The organism is Sulfuracidifex tepidarius (genome assembly GCF_008326425.1).
Classification (GTDB): Archaea; Thermoproteota; Thermoprotei_A; order Sulfolobales; family Sulfolobaceae; genus Sulfuracidifex; species Sulfuracidifex tepidarius.
Map to the genome: position 1 here is coordinate 439,817 of NZ_AP018929.1, position 18,241 is coordinate 458,057.

12 protein-coding genes and 1 pseudogene are annotated in these 18,241 nt (G+C 35.8%); 11 read left to right on the forward strand and 2 right to left on the reverse strand.

Going from position 1 to position 18,241, the window contains the following annotated elements; translation table 11 throughout:
- The first annotated feature begins 95 nt into the window (after window positions 1-95).
- The 3 genes from IC007_RS02100 (at window position 96) to IC007_RS02110 (ending at window position 5,435) form a co-directional block, all read left to right on the forward strand.
- Window positions 96-860 (forward strand): glycosyltransferase, encoded by a 765-nt coding sequence (locus IC007_RS02100; RefSeq protein WP_054846882.1) that lies wholly within the window; start codon window positions 96-98, stop codon window positions 858-860.
- A 932-nt stretch (window positions 861-1,792) separates the two neighbouring features.
- Window positions 1,793-4,270: a hypothetical protein gene (locus IC007_RS02105; RefSeq protein WP_232049068.1), complete on the forward strand. Its 2,478-nt coding sequence runs from the start codon at window positions 1,793-1,795 to the stop codon at window positions 4,268-4,270.
- Window positions 4,233-5,435, forward strand: coding sequence for a glycosyltransferase (locus IC007_RS02110; protein ID WP_054846861.1), 1,203 nt, complete (start codon window positions 4,233-4,235; stop codon window positions 5,433-5,435). The genes IC007_RS02105 and IC007_RS02110 overlap by 38 nt, the downstream gene beginning before the upstream one ends.
- Here the strand turns inward: IC007_RS02110 and IC007_RS02115 are convergent.
- Complete coding sequence (locus IC007_RS02115; protein WP_149528275.1) at window positions 5,412-6,446, reverse strand: glycosyltransferase family 4 protein; 1,035 nt, start codon at window positions 6,444-6,446, stop codon at window positions 5,412-5,414. The two genes, IC007_RS02110 and IC007_RS02115, sit on opposite strands and share 24 nt — an antisense overlap.
- Window positions 6,447-7,009: 563 nt before the next feature.
- Here IC007_RS02115 and IC007_RS02120 point away from each other — a divergent pair.
- Both IC007_RS02120 and IC007_RS02125 read left to right on the forward strand, forming a co-directional pair.
- Window positions 7,010-7,942: a hypothetical protein gene (locus IC007_RS02120; protein ID WP_054846863.1), complete on the forward strand. Its 933-nt coding sequence runs from the start codon at window positions 7,010-7,012 to the stop codon at window positions 7,940-7,942.
- A 104-nt stretch (window positions 7,943-8,046) separates the two neighbouring features.
- Window positions 8,047-9,057, forward strand: coding sequence for a glycosyltransferase (locus IC007_RS02125; protein WP_054846864.1), 1,011 nt, complete (start codon window positions 8,047-8,049; stop codon window positions 9,055-9,057).
- A 390-nt stretch (window positions 9,058-9,447) separates the two neighbouring features.
- Here IC007_RS02125 and IC007_RS02130 read toward each other — a convergent pair whose 3' ends face one another.
- Window positions 9,448-10,719, reverse strand: a complete 1,272-nt coding sequence (locus IC007_RS02130) for a glycosyltransferase (protein ID WP_149528276.1) — start codon at window positions 10,717-10,719, stop codon at window positions 9,448-9,450.
- A 671-nt stretch (window positions 10,720-11,390) separates the two neighbouring features.
- Between IC007_RS02130 and IC007_RS02135 the strand changes: the two are divergent.
- The 6 genes and pseudogenes from IC007_RS02135 (at window position 11,391) to IC007_RS13145 (ending at window position 18,185) form a co-directional block, all read left to right on the forward strand.
- A pseudogene (locus tag IC007_RS02135) lies at window positions 11,391-12,802 on the forward strand (oligosaccharide flippase family protein).
- 841 nt (window positions 12,803-13,643) lie between these two features.
- Entirely contained in the window at window positions 13,644-14,699 is a 1,056-nt protein-coding gene (locus tag IC007_RS02140; protein WP_149528277.1) for a glycosyltransferase family 4 protein, read from the forward strand.
- A complete protein-coding gene (locus IC007_RS02145; RefSeq protein ID WP_054846451.1) occupies window positions 14,696-14,887 on the forward strand; it encodes a hypothetical protein in 192 nt (63 codons plus the stop codon). The genes IC007_RS02140 and IC007_RS02145 overlap by 4 nt, the downstream gene beginning before the upstream one ends.
- 145 nt (window positions 14,888-15,032) lie before the next feature.
- Entirely contained in the window at window positions 15,033-15,965 is a 933-nt protein-coding gene (locus IC007_RS02150) for an MFS transporter (RefSeq protein ID WP_162302160.1), read from the forward strand.
- 643 nt (window positions 15,966-16,608) lie between these two features.
- A complete protein-coding gene (locus IC007_RS02160) occupies window positions 16,609-17,316 on the forward strand; it encodes a hypothetical protein (protein ID WP_439646436.1) in 708 nt (235 codons plus the stop codon).
- 611 nt (window positions 17,317-17,927) lie between these two features.
- Window positions 17,928-18,185 carry a hypothetical protein gene (locus IC007_RS13145; protein ID WP_054846448.1) on the forward strand — a complete coding sequence of 86 codons (258 nt, stop codon included), beginning with the start codon at window positions 17,928-17,930 and terminating at the stop codon, window positions 18,183-18,185.
- Window positions 18,186-18,241: the final 56 nt, after the last annotated feature.

The following is an 18,241-nucleotide window of genomic DNA, read 5'->3' on the forward strand; positions in this document are numbered from 1 at the left end:
TAGCTAAATATATGTTGGATTTTAAAAGAAAGAGTGTTATTAAATTCGAATAAAGAAAAAGGTCTTTTAAATGTCTCTCATCTTAATCTTACAAAATGAAGGTAAGTGTAGTAATTCCGACGTTAAATAATGAGAATACTATTGCAATTCCAGTTAGTTCGGCATTGGGCATAGCAGATGAGGTAATTGTAGTTGACTCTTTTTCAACCGATAATACAGTGAAGATTGCTGAAAAAGAGGGAGCGAAAGTAATTCAAGTTAGAGGAAGCAGACTAATTGCGAGAATTGAAGGAGCTAAATCTGCCAGCGGTGATTACGTAGTTAACCTTGACTCTGACATGTACTTTTCCGAGAATTTTAAGGGTTTTGAAGAGAATGTCATTGCTTTAGGTGAAATCACAGTGGGGAGAGGTATAATTAAGAAGATAATATCGTTAGATAGGGAGATGATGCATAAGCAATGGAAAGATAATTTACATGTGACTAGAGGTGGCATTATCCCCAGAATGTATGATAGGCAACTATTGTTAAAGGCTTATGAAAATATACCTTCTAACCTGAGAGAAAACCTTAACGCCTTTGAGGATAGTATAATCTATTATGAAGTATTAAAGATCTATAAAGGGAATGTACAACTAATTCTAAACGCTGTCTATCACATAGAGGATGATCCATTCTTTTCTTTCATCAAGAAGTGGTATAGATACGGAAGGAATGCAAAACTCCTCAAAGGCACAGAATATGAAAAGATAATTTATCAGAGAAAGATGAGACCTGGACTCACTACAAAAGAGAAAGTTAAGGCTATAATCCCCACACTGATTAAGGGAATACCATTCTTGTTTGGATATTATTTATGATATTCTAATGCAGAAGAAAGAGTAATGAAGTAAATCTTAAACGAGTATATAAAAATAAAAATTGTCTTGTTCTAATCTCTTACTCTTTCTCTTTCATAAGATTAATTAATAAATCGATGATTTTAGAAAACTAAAGGCAATTGAGAATTTAATTATATATTAAACAGTCACTAAAAAAGGTAGAATAAGATCTTATTGTTTCCATAAAATTTATTTATTATAAAATTTATATTATTTAGCGTTAAATTTATTTTATAAGTTACTAATATGTTTCGTTAAAATGTATAGTGAGAAAATTATTTTAATAAAAAATGATAGATTCTCCAAATATTAGCATTTTAAAATATAATCTCAACTCAGTTAACCTTATCTATAGCTAAGCTATATCGTTAAAACGTGATCTCAAGTAGTATAGAGATACTCTTATAGGTTATCTCATTGAAAGTTGTAGTGTAATTATCAAGGTTGTGCATGAATATCTCGGAGAGATGTTCTTATATAAGAGCCATAAGAATTTTAGATGAGGAGACTAACCTTACGGTACTCGTATAATCCATAACCTTAGTTATGAACAAGCATTAAGGTAAGAAAGTAAGACTTAATAGAGATTTAGATGTGGCATACTGAGTTTTGAGATTGTCCCTAATGAAAGTCGACATACTTTTACTCTCTACTATTTGAGGAAATTGGCAGTGATAAGGAAGGATAAAGCTGAGCATTACTGTTCCAGAATCGTTAAGGTAAGAGTAAATAGACGGACCAGTAAGTTGTATATGAGATGTGTCTATGAACATATATTTTGTACCTTTTTATCATGTGTTAGAGATGTTGGTCAACATATTTATAGGAGTAGGGACAATTGAATGTTCTAGAACGGTTAACCAATAGAGTAACACGAAAAAATTAAAAAGGAAAAGCCAGGAGAGTATTTGGTGCTTGATGTTAATAACAGATATAGAAAATTAATGTTCTTATTGTTTTGGCTATTTTCTTTTATTCCTATATCTGGATATTTATTTGGTAATGGATACTTAAACTACTACAACCCAGAGTTTCCATTTTTCTCTGGATACGAAGTTAAATATCTCTACCCTCTTTTTACGTACTCGCCTGAGACTGGGGTCTCGCCTAATGTACAGAGCGTTTTATATTCTTTCATGTATCTTATACCAAGTGACAATGTTATCGTGCTTGCTAAAATATATCTGATATTAATGTTTAGCATTATATACGTTATACTTTGGAAATTAACTGATTTAATTCTTAGTGTCTTAAAGATATATAATTTTAGTATAAAGATATTATTAATTCTATTTTTCTATCTATTTCCACTTTATATACAGTTTATAGCTTCTGATTGGTTTAATGTAATATTAGGAGTACTTGCATTAACATTTGTTTTAATAAATCTTACTAATGTACAATTAAATAACGTTAACCTTTCTAAAGAAGCGCTCATACTTTCAGGTATAGCTTTAGGATTTTCCGCAATGATGGATCCTAGGTTCTACATTTGGTTTATTTATATCTTGATTATATTAGTGTCATTTTCTGTTTTTGAATTCAGAAGATCGTTTCTTAAAATCATTAAAAATCTAGCGGGCATTTTCCTTACATCTTTGCCATTTCTACTATATACTTATTACATCTTCATATATCCTTCGCTAATTACTAAATCACTAGCTAAAGCTGCGAGTTTTAGTGCATTAAGGCCTGATAGCCTATCCTATATTGCAGGCTTTTCTCAGAACGCAGGCTTCCCGAACCTTTTTGCATTTATAAGTAGTTGGTGGCCATTTGTCATTCCTTCATCTCCTTCCATACTTTTTTACCCTAGAGATGAATGGTTCTACTTGCCAGCTTACGGTTTCAATGATCAAATGTTATTTCCAAATGACTTTGTTTCGTATCTTTGGGTCTCTTCTCTCTTTATTTTTATATTTATAGCTGTTATATCTCTTTTTGATAAATCTAGGAAATTGATATCAGCAGAGTTATTATTAATTCTCTTATTTATGATAGGAATAGAAAGCGGGACTAACTTCCCTTTTAAGGAGTTCACTTACATATTCGATGTTCTTCCATCAAAGCTGCCAATAGTTGGAGGAATTATGTCCACGACATTTGCAATTCCATTTTATGCAGAATGGACTAACGTTTCAATATCACTTATATTAGGAGCTATAGGTTTAAATTATATATTAAATAAATTCAAGCAAATCAAAATAAAATATATAATTGGAATAGTATTAATTTTAATTATGAGCTTCGCTAGTTGGCAGTATTTTGACGGAACCCTTTACCCAAGCCAACACGACGGAGCCTTCCCTGGTAATGGAGTTTCTTTGGAAGGATATTATTATCCATTGAATCCTCCCTCACAATGGGTTCACGTAATGAACTTATTATCAACATCTACTGCAGGAGTAGCATACGTAGGTGAAGGAGGTTTCAGTGAAAAGTGGACAAATTACCAATTTATTTCACTTTCTCCCCCTCTTATGCCGGGTTACGAAACGATATCTTCTCCGCAGACAACTTACGTTAATCAGACTCCATTAGCTTACGATATAGCTGGAATAAAATATCTCTTTATTGACAATACCTCCTATATACCTATAAGCAACTCCTTTATCTACTCTTACCTTAATAGCTCAGGATTAAAACTAATTTACGCTAAAGGTAACGTATACTTACTAGAGCAACCAAACGCCTCAGTATTTAGAGAAGCTAAAATGGGTATTTATGTCAACTCATCTAACGAAACTATTTTGTTTAATGCAGAATGTTTACTTTATCCGTTACTTGATTATACTCCAGCAATAATTAGTCCATTAAAGACTAACGATACTGTTAACATGTTATTGAACCCCTGCATCGATAATGGAAATTACATTTCACTATTCAATGAAAGCGCGAACCTCACTGTTCTTCATGGATCTTATATTATAGATCAGAAGGGGAATATAAGTAATATAGACATTTTAAATAAGGAGAAGTTAAATGTTAGGCCTTGGACTATTATTATTCCAGAAAACCTAAACCTTGCTAACTTAGTATCTAAACCAATTAATTTCTCTTTTAATCAATTAACAGCACAATTTAGTATCAAAAGCAGTCCAGATTACTTAGTGGAAACTTCTTTACCTCTACCCTATGGAGGAGTACAAGTGAGTAACGGGAAAACATTGGGTACTAATGTCTTCGGCCAGCACGTTCTTATATCGAAAGGAAAGTCAACTGTCTCGCTAAAACTAGGTTTTATTACTAATCTACTAATAATAACAGTAGACATATTTTTCTATGCATTGTTTATATACCTTATCATTTATAGGAACCTTTTTAATGGAAGTATAGAACGGATCATCAATAATGTTATCATTAGGCTTGGTAGACTCAAGAGCAATTAGTAAATTTAATGCGGGATCAGAAAAACATGTTAGGGAGGTTATTAAGAGAATTTCAACCCACTATAAGCTCTATTACTTACCAACTACTCACGCCTTTTTAGACGGTATTTCTGATGATAGATTGAAAGAGATTAAGAAATACGCAAACGTTCCTTCGTTTTTCGAAAGTGTATTAGATAGACGACCTCGTGTAACACTAGGTAGAGAGCTATTCACGTTCTCTCCTCTATCTAAAGAATTAAAAGACGGTTATGAGAAAGAGATAGGCGGTCTGGATTTCATTTATGTTCCTCATAATTATAGGATTCAATTAATGTCGTCCTTGTTACTGTCAGAATTAGGGAGAAAATATGGAATGTTGCTGATGACCGATCCACATAATTCATTACTAGAAAAAGAATCGTTTCTAAATTGTATAAAAAATTGGACTAAAATATGGTCTAATAGAAAAAGTGCAATAGAGTTCTGCAGCATTCAACGGCTCCAAAATATTATATTTTTAACTAAATCTTTAAGGAAGAAACCTTCTTTCATTGCAGTTATGAACGATGGAGTGTTCAAGTACACGAACTTACCAAAATACTTCAACTTGCGTGTTTTATCTCCTCCTCACGCTTTTAATCCCCTAGCTTTAAAATATAGGAACTTTGAAAAGGATAATTACATCGTCTTTCTCGGAAGAATAAATACCGCTAAAGGAGCTAATGAAGCATTAGAAGTAGGTAAACATTTCAAATTAAAAATGATTGGTTATTCCGAACAAGAATCCATAGTTAAGCAAGCCAAGAACCTAAGTATAGAGGTAATTGAAAACGCATCTGAGGAAGAGAAGTATGAAATACTGTCCAGAGCCAAGGGTTTAATTTTACCTTCGCATCAAGAGGCTTTCTCGGTTACCGTACTTGAAGCTTTGGCTGTGGGAACTCCCGTGATAACTTATGATCTACCTTCTCTGACTTCTGTCTATAAATTTAAACCCGTGTTCTTTGTAAGGGAATTCGATGTTGCGTCTCTAGCTAGAAAAGTTGAAGAGATAGTCACGTTTAACAATGAAAAGGTTGAGAAGATGTTTACCGACGTCCAACTGAACGAGTTTATCGCGCTGCATTCTTCATGGGATAACGTGGCTAATGCAATAGATTCAATGATAAAGAATTTCATATAACGCCTTCTTTTCCATGTCACTTGCAGCTTTCCAAGTTAAAGTCTCAGCAAATTTCCTGCTTTCTTTCCCTAACTTTTTTCTTTTCTCCTCGTTGTCGAGAAGGTCTATTACTATATGTGAAAACTTTTCTACGTCATAAGGAGATATCTTTACAGTTAAGAACCTCTTAGCCCAAGGCAAGTCCCATGTTACTACTGGTAAGTAAGAAGCTAAAGCTTCTGCAGTAGCTAAGGAAAACCCTTCGTAAAGTGAGGGGAATATGAAGACCTTAGACTTAGCTAAAATTTCCTTCTTTTTCTCTTCGCTTACAAATCCATAATAGACTGCGTTTTTTGGAAGTTCCTTCCAACCTTTTCCTAATATGCAGAGTTTTACGTCGCTTTTTCTCTCGGCAACGAGACCCCAAATCTTTGAAAGATATTGAATACCCTTCCTCTCACCATAATTACCTATAAAGAGACCATCGCATATTTTCTCATCAGAACTATAATACTTCTCGGTATCAATACCGTTAGTAGATATCAAAATTTTCTTCTTTGGAAATATTTTCTTTAACTCGTTAAAGACCTCAGGACTATCTAAACAAATTATCCCTTTACTCCTTTTGAATGCTAATTTTATAAGTAAATGCAGTCTCGACTCCCCTCTAAGCTCTTCGGTCACATGATGGACAAAGATTAAAATGGGTTTACTGGAGAGAAGAGAAAGAATATAGGAGTAAGACACACTAAGCGAGAACTCAGAATAACTTAATATTGCGTCAACTTTTCTAGCTGCAGACAAACAGTGCAATAAACCTTGGATATAATCTCTCTTCAAAGTGCTACTACTCTCCACAAGTTTAAATTTCTTTAAGAGAGGTAAAATATCAGGGTCTACCTTGCTTAAAGTATTTTTATCTATACATAAATAAACTTCCTCATCTATTCTACTATAAACTTCTAGAGTCCTCCTTGCTGCACCAGTGAATTCTTCGCCGAATCTCATTGGAGGTGAGATTAGAATCTTCATCAAAACAACTCTCCTTTTTTTAATAAAAAACTTGAGTGACGAATTTCTCGATCATACTTTAGTTACTACAAATTTATTTCAATTTATAATATATTTAATAATAATTTTATATAAAGAAAATTATTTGGGTAAGATAATATAAATCTTAAATGGATTTACTATCCTTGCTTTAAGATCCGTTAAAAACTTATTCTTGCTGAGTTTAGATGATACTATTAGTTCGAAATGGCAGATACAATAAATTTTGACTATAAGATAATTAAGGGGAAGCTGTCAAAAATACCTAATGGAAGTAGAATATTAGACTTATATTCCTATAATAATGAATTGTTATTTGAGATATGGCCGTTTTATAAGATTATTGGCATAGATACCAACGTAGATATATATATAATCAAAAATATTATTGGAAAATTCATTATATTAATACTGATATTTTCAATATCAATTTTCCCCCTAACTTCTTTGATGCAGTCATAGGCATCAGAATCAATAGACATGTAAGTAATTTTAAACAGCTAGCAGAAAAACTCTCTACGATAATAAAGAACTATACTCACATAATGCTTACTTTAGATAGTACTGTTAATGTTGATGAAATTATATCACTATTTGAACAGAAGGGGTTGTTCTTAGAAGATTCTATAAAACTAGAAGATTTGATTTTTCTAAATTTTATATCAAATAAGAAGAATATTAAAAAGAAAGAAATTAATGAAATATATATTTATCATCCTAACGTAGATGGAGAGGGGATTACAGAATATTCTAAGATTCTTAAGAAAAGATTAGAGAAAAGAGGAATAAAGGTATTTGAAGGAGTCGCAAAAACGGGTTGCGTTCAGCTCATCGAATACGAAAGTTCCTTAGATATAGATCTAAACTCTTTTGAAAGAGGTTCTTACGTAGAAATCCATTCTAATCTAGCAAATGTCAGAAAGGATCTAGTATATCTAACTCATACTTTCCCAATTAACCTCCCAATAAATTGGTTTTACACTCCTCATATTGGATATGATATAGAAATGCCGAAAGTCGAGAAAAAATATGATTGGTGCTCGTTTGGGTTTTCCATGGTATTTAAACATTATGAGAAAATTATATTTCTAAAAGGTCATAAAAAACTCGTAATATCAATAAATAAGCTACTACCAAATAAGTATTATACTGCTTTTCTTAAAAGTATTGGAATATTATCAAAAAATTTAGACGTAAAAATAAAAGATTATTTTACAGAAGATGAGCTAATTAATGAATTGGCGGAGTGTAAAGCTTTTGTATTTTTTCAGGATTCAAAACGTCAAAGCTCAGGTACTATGAGACTTGCTGCGGCATTTAATGTTCCTGTTTATGCTAAAGATTCATATCAAGCTAGAGATTCTCAAGTAATTAGATTTAGAAAAATAAGCGAACTGAGATCATTAAATCGTATATATGATACGATTAATATAGATGATGGGTTAGATTATATGCTTGCTACTTTGGAATATGCTTAAATAAAAAACAATTATCTCCGAAATAATTTTCAGCTTATCGCCGAAGTGACAAACATGCTATCTACATAATTAGCTTTAACAATTCACAGTAAATAACAAACTGGATGAAATTACTCTTAATATCAAGCAAGAATGATGTCATCGAAGATATAAGCAAAGTAACAGGGGTAGGGAGATATGTTAGGGAAATATATGAAGGATTAAAAGGAGAGAATGACGTAAGCCTTTATCCGCTTTTTGACTATTCCTCTAACTTGTCTTCATTTGTTAGCGTAGGTAAGGGAATAATTCGTAATTATTCAGACTACGATATTATCCATCTATTGTCACCAAAACCCTTCTTTCCGATAAGGAGAGGCAAGGCAAAATGGGTAACTACAGTCCATGACCTATTCTTTCTGAGGTATAAGGAGTCAAAGCCATCGCCTTTGATGCAGAAAGTTTACCTAAAAAGCATACTAAGTTCAGATGCGGTGATAGCGGTTTCAAGCATAGTTAAGGAAGATATAGAAAAGTTGAGTTATAATAAAAGGATCTTCGTAGTGAATCCCGGAGTCGAAGAGAAATTCTTCACGACGCCCTCACATAAGACCAGGAAAAGCGACGTGATAAGATTTGGATACATTGGGAGACTTGACGCCGAAAGAAAGGACATTATTAGGGGAATTAAGATGTTTAGAAAAATAAGGGAGAGGAAAATCATATTTGAGCTATGGGGGAGTTATGATCCTAATAGCGAGATATTCAAGGAAATAAAAAAAGAGAGCAAAGAAGATCCGAGAATAAGGATCATGGGGCCTGCTCTGGATGAAAAACTTATTGAGATTTATGATACTTTTGATGCCTTTTTCTTTCCTACGAAAGAGGAAGGATTTGGATTACCTATAGTTGAGGCACAAACTAGAGGAGTTCCGGTCATCGTATTCAATGATGCTAGAATTCCTCAAGAAGTATGCAAAGACTGTATAAAAATTAGGAATGAATTTCCTTCTCTAGAATATATTCTATCTTTTAGTGAAAAATATTGTAATAGATTAAAAAATAATATGACTAGATTTTATTGGAGAAATTCTATTAAAAGTCTAATAAGCATTTATAATAGTCTAATAATATAGAAAATACTAGGTTTTATTAAACAAGGCATTTAATTGTGCAGAAGGACAGGAAACTGATCTCATAAAAGGTTTAAGGTGCAACTTTTATAATTATAGCGAACATAGTGGATTAGGAAATAACTGATCATTAGAATTCAGCACATTTTTCATCTTATTAAACAAGAAATTTATAAATATAATAAAGAAATAAATAATTAATTATCTAAATATTAAAGAATCTTATATATAAAAGCTTAAAGAGAATCAATACTATTATAAATTTTATAGATTAAGAACAAGTATTTTAGTTATATTAAGAATAAAATATTGTTCGAATTCTATATTATAAAAATTAATTTCAAAAATAAAGTATAACACATGAGAAGTCTTTAAATTGATTTTAAGAGCATATTATTTATTAAGATATGTTAAGATTTCATCAGTTACTTTATCCCAACTATTATATCTCTCAAGGAACTTGTCTAGCATCTCATTATATATTAAAAAACTAAAGTAGTCTTCGTCTTTCATCTTTAGAATATCTAATACATTAAGTGCCATTCTATCTATATCAAACTCTCTTACAAATCTTACTGCTTTTAGATCTCTATATATGCTCTTTGGTCCTGGAAGGTCGTAAGCTATTACAGGAGTGCCTAGTGCTAGAGATTCTAAAATTACTAGCGAAAAGGAATCAACATGAGATGGGTATATTAAAGCTCTCGCTTTGCTGACTATCTTATACTTTTCTTCGTCTGAAATGAATCCCAGCCATTTTATATGTTTCTCTAGATTAAAGTTTTTAATTAGATTAAAGAATTTTTCTTTTTCAATATTATTAATAAATTCACCAAAAATTAAAAGTTTAACATCTCTATGTCTCTTAACTATCTCCCTCATGATATAAGGGATCTCAAAGATTCCTTTCAAATAATACAATCTAGCCCAGAATACCAGATAGTTCTCCTTATTTTTGGTTCTAAACCGCAAAAGATCAGGATTGAACGCGTTTCCTGGTTTAAGAACCTTAATTTTTTCGCTCTTAAGTTTTAATCCCTCTAGGCTACCTTCACTTACTGCTAACACATACTTAACTATTGGATCGTTTAAAATCCTTCCAAATTTAGCTATATTAAGGAAGTTGTATCTTTGCTTAAACCCAAATAATGGGTCTCCTATCTTATACTTCGTACTGCCATACAAAAACCTTATAGATTCACCATAACTCCTTATTTCTGACTGAAGTGTAGTAACTAGAGGTTTATTTGTTATCTTAGCAATACAATAAGCATCAAAAGATACCATTTCATTGCAGTATATATCTCTGCTTAGAGACTTTATAAAAAGCTTAGCCTTGCTTCCTTTAGAGGTCATATCTAAGTGTATATAACTTATAAAATCATATATGATTCTAACATTATTTAAATATAGTGAATATTTATGTAAAATATCTGAATAACTAAGATTTTCATTTTTTAAACCATTTATAAAATCTGGAAAGTTGAATGGTATTTTATCTAAATAATTATAAATTTCACTATAATTATTAATTATTTCACTTGGGGGAGGAAGCAGAAGTATATCAGTTCTCTTGGCTAATCTTGATAATACTTCTTTAGAGTGAACGTCTCCTCCTCCAGAGAACTTAATGAATGTTCTAATGGGTAAAACTACTCCTATCATTCTTTCATCTGCGATACAAATATTAAAAAGCTTTAAATCTCTTTTTTATGCTACATCAAATGGAAAGTTTGACGTCTATGTTATTTAGGAAAAAATAATAGAGAAATTTATAATGATTAGATTTCTATAATGATAGAAATGATTGAATTACTATAAATATTAGAGAATAAGTCTAAATGCGAGTCCACATCGAATTATATCACAGCTTTAGTTGATCTAGCTTAGTTATAATTCTAATCCTTAAAAATTTTGATATATAAAAAATTTATATTTAGAAATAATAACACTTTTTAGAGATTTTTTAATAATAATTTATAAAAATAAAAATAGAAAGTTTATATTATAATAAAGAATATAATAACAACTAAAATCTCATAAAAACTAGCAAGAAAAACTAGAAGAACGAAAGTACAAATATAGAGAAAAAATCATAATAATAAAAGTAAGATATTTTTATTATATTAAATTTAAATGGAATTCTCTATCTGAAATATTAATATTATAAATAGCTTTTAAATATATATTTTAAATTAAATATATAATATTTTAGTATTATATCTCCATCATAATAGAGGAAATCAAAATAATTTTAAAATTATTTTGATAAAGTAAAACTATATAGAGCATATTAGAGAAAAGCTTTAATATAACATATCTTAAGGTCAAACCGAATGAATCCTATTGAGAACTGGTTGAAGAGCCTCAGCGTTACCACAGTTAATGTTATAACTGCGTTGATCTTCTTTGTTGTCTCTGCTAAGATTTCTAACCCTGCATTCTTCGGGAAAATTGCAATTCTTCAGTTGCTTGAGGTTATCGTCACAGCGTTCTTTCTCCTAATTCCCTCACAGATAATTTCTAGGGAGACGGCTTACCTTTACGCTAGACAAGAAGTTGATAGGAAATTAATTGGAAAATTCTTTTCAATTCCTTTTCTTGTTTCTCCTATCCTTCTAATCTTACTCCTTTTTCCTGCTTACATTAAGCTAGCTATACCTTATCTTTTCCTATATTTAACTGTAGGACTATTTAATTTAATTTTGAATGGAATGAATATGTACACCGAAGGGTCAACTACTGGCATAGCTTTCCTAGTAATTAGATGGGGGATTTCAATAGTAGCCGTTATTCTCCACAACATCTATCTCTTCGTGGAAATATGGATAATCGGAGGATTACTAGCTTTTTCATTGAACTATTTCTGGCTCTCAAGGAAGATAGGTTTAGTTTATCCTGTGTTCGATATACCTTTCGTTTTCAAGAGCATGAGGGAAGGAGCACCTTTGTATCTATCGAATGTGGCTAATTTCTTCTCTTCACAAGGAGATAGAGTAACTACCTCTTATCTCTTAGGTTCTTACTATTTAGGCATTTACCAGTTCGCAGCTCTAATCGGAGGAGTTCCTTCTATGATCTTGGGATCTTTGAGTAACGTTCTTCTTCCTGCAGCATCATTTTACAAGGCCGTTGAAAAGGATGAGAGGAGAATGTCATCACTCTCTTTCAGGTTTCTCTCTCTCTCCTAAATTTTTTGACAGTGATTATATTAATTCCCGTGGGAGAAGTAGTGATCAATAACTTCTTTCCTGAATATGAATCCGGACTTCAAGTTTTCATCTTGCTCTTAATCTCAACTACACTTCCATTTTCGGTGATGTCGCTTACAAACTTTATCGTGACATTCAAGAAAGATCTGAGGCCGTTCCTGATTCTCTCGACGCTCAACGGAGGTCTTGTTTTACTAACCTCTTTTCTCCTGATTCCTAGGATGGGAATTATGGGAGGCGCAATATCTCAGGTAATAGTAGCTGCAGTCTCCTCCTCCTTCACGGTATTTTATGCAATAAGAACCTCAGTATTTTTACCCAGAAAAAAGGATATAGGTATCCTTTCCATGTTCCCCTTAATCGGGATCTATGAGGTCACTATAGATCCTCCCTTCCTGGATTTCATATTGATCTTAGTAATTCTCCTTGCTTTCAAGGGATTCAAGATAATTAGCAAAGAAGAAGTTCAGATAGTGGAAGGATTTTTACCAAGACGACTAAGTTTTATATCCTCCATTTTAAGGATATTGAGTTAAATTAAATTGTACCTTTTTATCCCATAAAAGAAGATGATAAATTCTTCAAAAGATCAAATAGATTTCGTATCTCATAGGAGATTTTCTCTTTGTATATTTTGATATCTTGAGGGATTGATTTTTAGGTGTAATCGCTAACCGCGTTACTAGAGCAAGTTGCAGTAATTCATGTTTTTCTCAATTACTATAATCAAAATAGATATAAATTATCTATAGATATAGATAAATATTTAGATTCGTCACAGGAGGTCATGAACTTCGCTAGGTGTAGCTAAAATGCAAGAGTTGAAAATCGATATATTTAAGGATCTCTCCACTGCTAGGGTAAAAATAGTTGGTTCTGAGCGCCTAATATACTGTCTTTATAGGGCCTCTTGTACTAAAAACACTTTGCCCTTATTTTCCTTAACTTCCTTTGAACCTTATGTTTCGACTTAATAACTCGACTTATTAAAATGAGTTATTTGTACTAATTCCTCAGGTTAACTTGAAATTAACTCCTCCTTAAATGGCTTGACCATAGTATTAGTTTAGATATACCTACTAGTAGAAATCTTAAAGCTCGTCTTACAGTCTTTTAATAACAACCTGATCTATTTCCTTTATATGACTTAAATCTCCTCGAGACTTTCTCTACAAGAGTGAAAAAATAAAATAGATGGAGTTTGTAAATGATTATATTTTCATATCTCTATCCTTCTGAAGACTGACCAGATACGAGGATAAGTAGAGAGATGGGCCCACGCTTTAGAACACATAGAAGAACGTCAAGTTACTCAAATCCTGGCTATCATTCATTACTATATAATTTCTTATTACCCAGAACACCATTTTGTAGAAGATGAATATCGCGGTAAGGCTTCTCTGGAACAGCGGAGTACCAAGGATGGCGGTAGAGGAAGCTAGACACACGGGTTGGAAGTTGTTCGTGTATAGGGACGCTGGAGGAAACTATGACTTGAGCGGGATAGATTACACTGTATTTAGGAAGAGGGGAGAGAAAGGCCGCGGTGTGCTCCCGTGGCTCTCCTCTCTCATCACCTCGTTCTACGCAGGGCACCGCGGGAGAGAAGCAACAGTGGACATGGACCTGATCATGAAGGCTACTTCCATAAAGGGCTACACTCTCTTTCACGACCAGTTCGCGGGGATCACAGGTTACCTGAGGAAGAGGAAGACCGGGGAGGAGTATGCACTTTACCTCCACGAGACTACCCTCACAGCCACAGGCTTGAAGTACTTCCTCCCCAGGGAAATGGAGAGGAGGATCCTCAGGGAAGCTAAGACTGTGATCACGAACTCAATGTGGAACAGAGAAGTCCTCAGAGAGAAGGGGTTTAACGCTCATGTGGTCTACCCCGGGTGTTACCCTGCTAAGACTATAAGCGACACGAGGGAGAGGCTCGTCATCAGTGTTTCCATGTGGGACTCAGGGAGAAAACCTTGTCTTTACGGCGAGTTATCGAGACGCATGAAGGGAAAGTTCATCATGGCTGGCTCGTGGGCTAGGGAGGACACCCGAAGACAGTTCGAGAGGGAGTACGGCGACACAGTGACTGTCACGGGGAAGCTCAAGGACGAGGAACTCATGTCCCTTTACTCACGCGCCTCAGCTCTAGTCAGGTTCGGCTTCAACGAGAGGGGACCCGGCATGGGAGTCCTGGAGGCTATGGGCTACGGTGTCCCGGTGGTCGTGAACGAGGGGCTTGGGAGCAAGGAGCTCGTGAAACAAGGTGAGAACGGGTTCGTGGTGAAGGACTTGGAGGAAGCGTCGTCGAGGCTAAACGAGATCCTGGACGACCCCCTGCCCTTGGGTAGGAACGCGTGGGAGACCGCTAAGTCACTCTCCTGGGAGAGCCACGCGAAGCGCCTCATGGAAGTGTTAGGAGAGCAGTGAAACGGGGAGGGGAAGAGAAACTGAGGAGGGGAAGAGGAGGAAGAGGAGAAAAAGGAAGAGAGGGGGAAAGGAATGAAGAGGACGCGAGGAAAATAAAGAGAAGAAGAGAGGACGCTTTAAGGAGAGGAGAAGAAGAGGTCTTCCTCCGTTCCATTTGCTTTTTACATTCACGTATCGCTATGTCTTAAGAAAAATGTGCAACCTAGTCGAACAACACACCGTGGTCATGTTACATCTTTTTTATATCTGTATAGAGTTAAGTTGACGAAACCCAGTGTGAGGATGAATAGTCCCGTTTGTAGTAAAGGATAAATGCAAAAAATCGTGGTGCTCTTGAATGACAGTCACAGACGGGGCAAGCGTCATCCGCTCCTCTTCGCTGCAGGGGGAGAAATGAACACGATCATGGTAATGAACCACGAGATAATGCCTAACAGGCACAGGAGCAAGACCATGTACTTGGAGGTCAACTTCATCAACTTCGGGGGCCTCCTCCTCGCCGCGGTGGCCCTCAGCAGCGCTTACGACAGCATCTCCTTCCAGAGGCTTATGGTAGGGGTCACAGCGATCGTAATCCTCGTGGTCCTAGCATATGCAAGGATGAAGATACCTGAGTCCATAAGGTGGTTGGAGGAGAAAGGGGACGTGGAAGCGGCGGAGAGGGAGGTAGCTAAGTACTTCAAACCCGGGGAGGAAGTACCGACGGGGAGTGTGGAGAGGATGCCTTCAATTCCCCTGAGGCTTGTACTCTCCACGACCATGGCAGCTGCGAACACCATAGGCTTCGATCTCATGACTTACGTAGCAGGCCCGTATTTCTTCCCACAGCTCACTGCCACCATCATCCTAGTGGCGAGCATAGCTGAGTTCCTAGCCGGTCTGGGCATCTCGCCTTTCGCCGACTCACTGTCTAGGAAAGTGATGCTCCTCCTCTCCTTCGTGGGCACAGCTTTCACGACCGCGGTGATATACTTCACTATCCCTTACTGGTCGTCCGACATGATCCTGTTCTGGGTTCTCCTGATCGTCCTGAACTTCTTCACCAGCGTGGGGTGCCTCACTGAGGACACGTTAAAGGGGGAGCTGTGGCCTACCTCCAGGAGGGGGACTTACACCGCAATCGTTAGGTTCCTGTCAATAGGGGCTTACATCCCCGTGATATTCCTGACCTCTAGTCTGTCGATATACCAGTACATGCTGTTCAACATGTCGGTGTGGACGATCGGGCTCGTCGCTTCCTTGGGTGTGGTTCCTCAGAGGTGCTGAGACCGGTAAAGGGAGGAGCTTGAGCAACATCTCTTGATGCTGAAACTTCACGTCAAGGCTATTGTGAAGCCTCACTGGACAGATAGAGAGATATTATTTAATCCTGACTTTCAAACACTTGAGCAGATTTTCATCACGAGAAATGATATCTCCCTAAGATGTTTTGACGAACCTTCATTGATAAATCTTTCAATTGAAAGTTACACTCTTTCCTTATTTTCTCACTCAAAAAGATATAACATGAGTTTTTTGCATCTTATAGAAATTAATGAGACGTTAGATTTAGCCGTAACGCTTTAGACTTCATGAACTTAGGTGAAGGCGTATGTTCCTAGCCTTATTTTAGGCAGAGAAGACTTCCTTTCAAGAACGATGATATGCTTTGATAGGAAAGTTAGATTGACCGTTAAGGCTAATGATTTTTAACCAACTCAACTGCCATACCTTACAGGACGAGAATTTTGTACTTAGCAAGTGAAAAATACTATCAAGTCATCTAGCTCAAGTGCTTTTATTGGAAAACCCTTATAAGGGAGGCGAACCGTGAAAGTTTTTTAAAATTATGGTGCTTGATTTGGGTATGATCAAGGAGCAGGCGAAGGAGGAGTACTACAGAGCGTTGGAGGAAGCTGTCAACTAAGTCATGCAGTCATTGACTGAGGTGAGGAAGGACGTGGCTAGGAGGCTCGTGCTGGGAGCTGTCGCGGGAGGGAACTCAACGGAGATAGCCCAGGAGGTGGGGATGGACTACGAGACCGTTCTGAATGGGTTGGACAAGGCATCTGGGGTTAGCCTGATTGAGGTAGTGAAGAGATTGGTGGAAAACCATCCCGTCCTCCTGATCGTGGACGACACTCACAACCACAAGCTCTACCCTGATCATGCCCGTCTCGAGGAACGGTACACAGGTGTTCTACTGCAGGGCTCACAAGAGGTTCGAACTAGCGATTCAACTCCTCGTGGTAGGGATGAGGGACCTTACCAACGGCGAGCTGTACTTGTGGACGTCACTCCTTACGTTACCAGAAAGGTGGAGGAGGAGTTACGGAGGAGGGGTGAGGAGGTGGAGTTCAAGACGAAGATCGACGCGTTCCTTGAGTTGTTACCCTCCCTAGCTGACTTCAACGTGAAGGCTACTGTCTTCGACTCGTGGTACGTGAACTCTAGGACTCTCCTTGCGAACACGGTGGGGGAGCTCAAGTCCAACGCGCGAATCACCGAGTGCGATAGGCTTGTACCCGTTGGCGAGTTCCCCCAGGGGGAGTACCTAGTGGAGTACTTGGGAACCCCCATCAAATTACTTGTGATAGACGACTATGTAACTATAACCAACTTCTTATCCTATAAATAAGGGGAATTTTCATTCTAACCCATAGGATTAAGTAAACACGTTAAGCTATCTACAAAACATTTCGTAAGAAAGATTTAAATTATTGACTGACTATTCAATCTATAGTAACGTAAATGGAACAAGAGAAAATACACGAAATACTCGGTGGGCGTTCCAATTCCACGGGCATAGAGACTTATTCCAATCAAGTATTATGTTTACCCGTGGCGTAACTTCTCTTTGATTTTTAATACTTTCAATTTACGCATGGATTTACATGCATCCGTGAAAGGTTCGAGTCATCCCGCTAAAGGAGCAGAGGGATAACGGTAGTTACACTGGTGAAGCTCAAGGGCTAAGGATTGATATGAAATATTATGAAATCCTATGAAGCCCAAACCCGTGACTGAATTAAAAATAAGGAAAAAGTTACGCCACGGATAAACAATGCATATGGAAGCATTGTAGGCCTCTTAATGAGTTACTTAATAGGTTCTGTTGCCTCAGAAGAAGAGAAGATAATAGGTGAAGGACCTTGTGATAAAAAATAGACTATTTTAATAGAAATAATGAAGTTTGATTAACTTAATTAGATATATACTTTACTAGTCTAATTGTGTAATAAGTTACACATGGCGGAAAAACAAAAGTTGGCAAAAGTCCTCTCAACCTCTTTAAGTGACTCAGAGGTGCTTAACCTCTTAGGACAGCTTAAGGAGAGCGATAGTGAGTTAGAAAGAGAATGCGGAATAAGCAGGAAAAAATATAATTGGAAGAAAGGAAAAGTAAGAGAAACCAGCAGAGAAACTAAAGAAAAGCTAATCTCTTTCGTGCTAAATAAATATATAGTACGTATTTGTGCATCAAATCCTCTACCTACTAGGTCTTGAATGAATTGTACGTGAGGAAAACTATCATTTCTCTTACCTTTACCCTTTATTCCTTT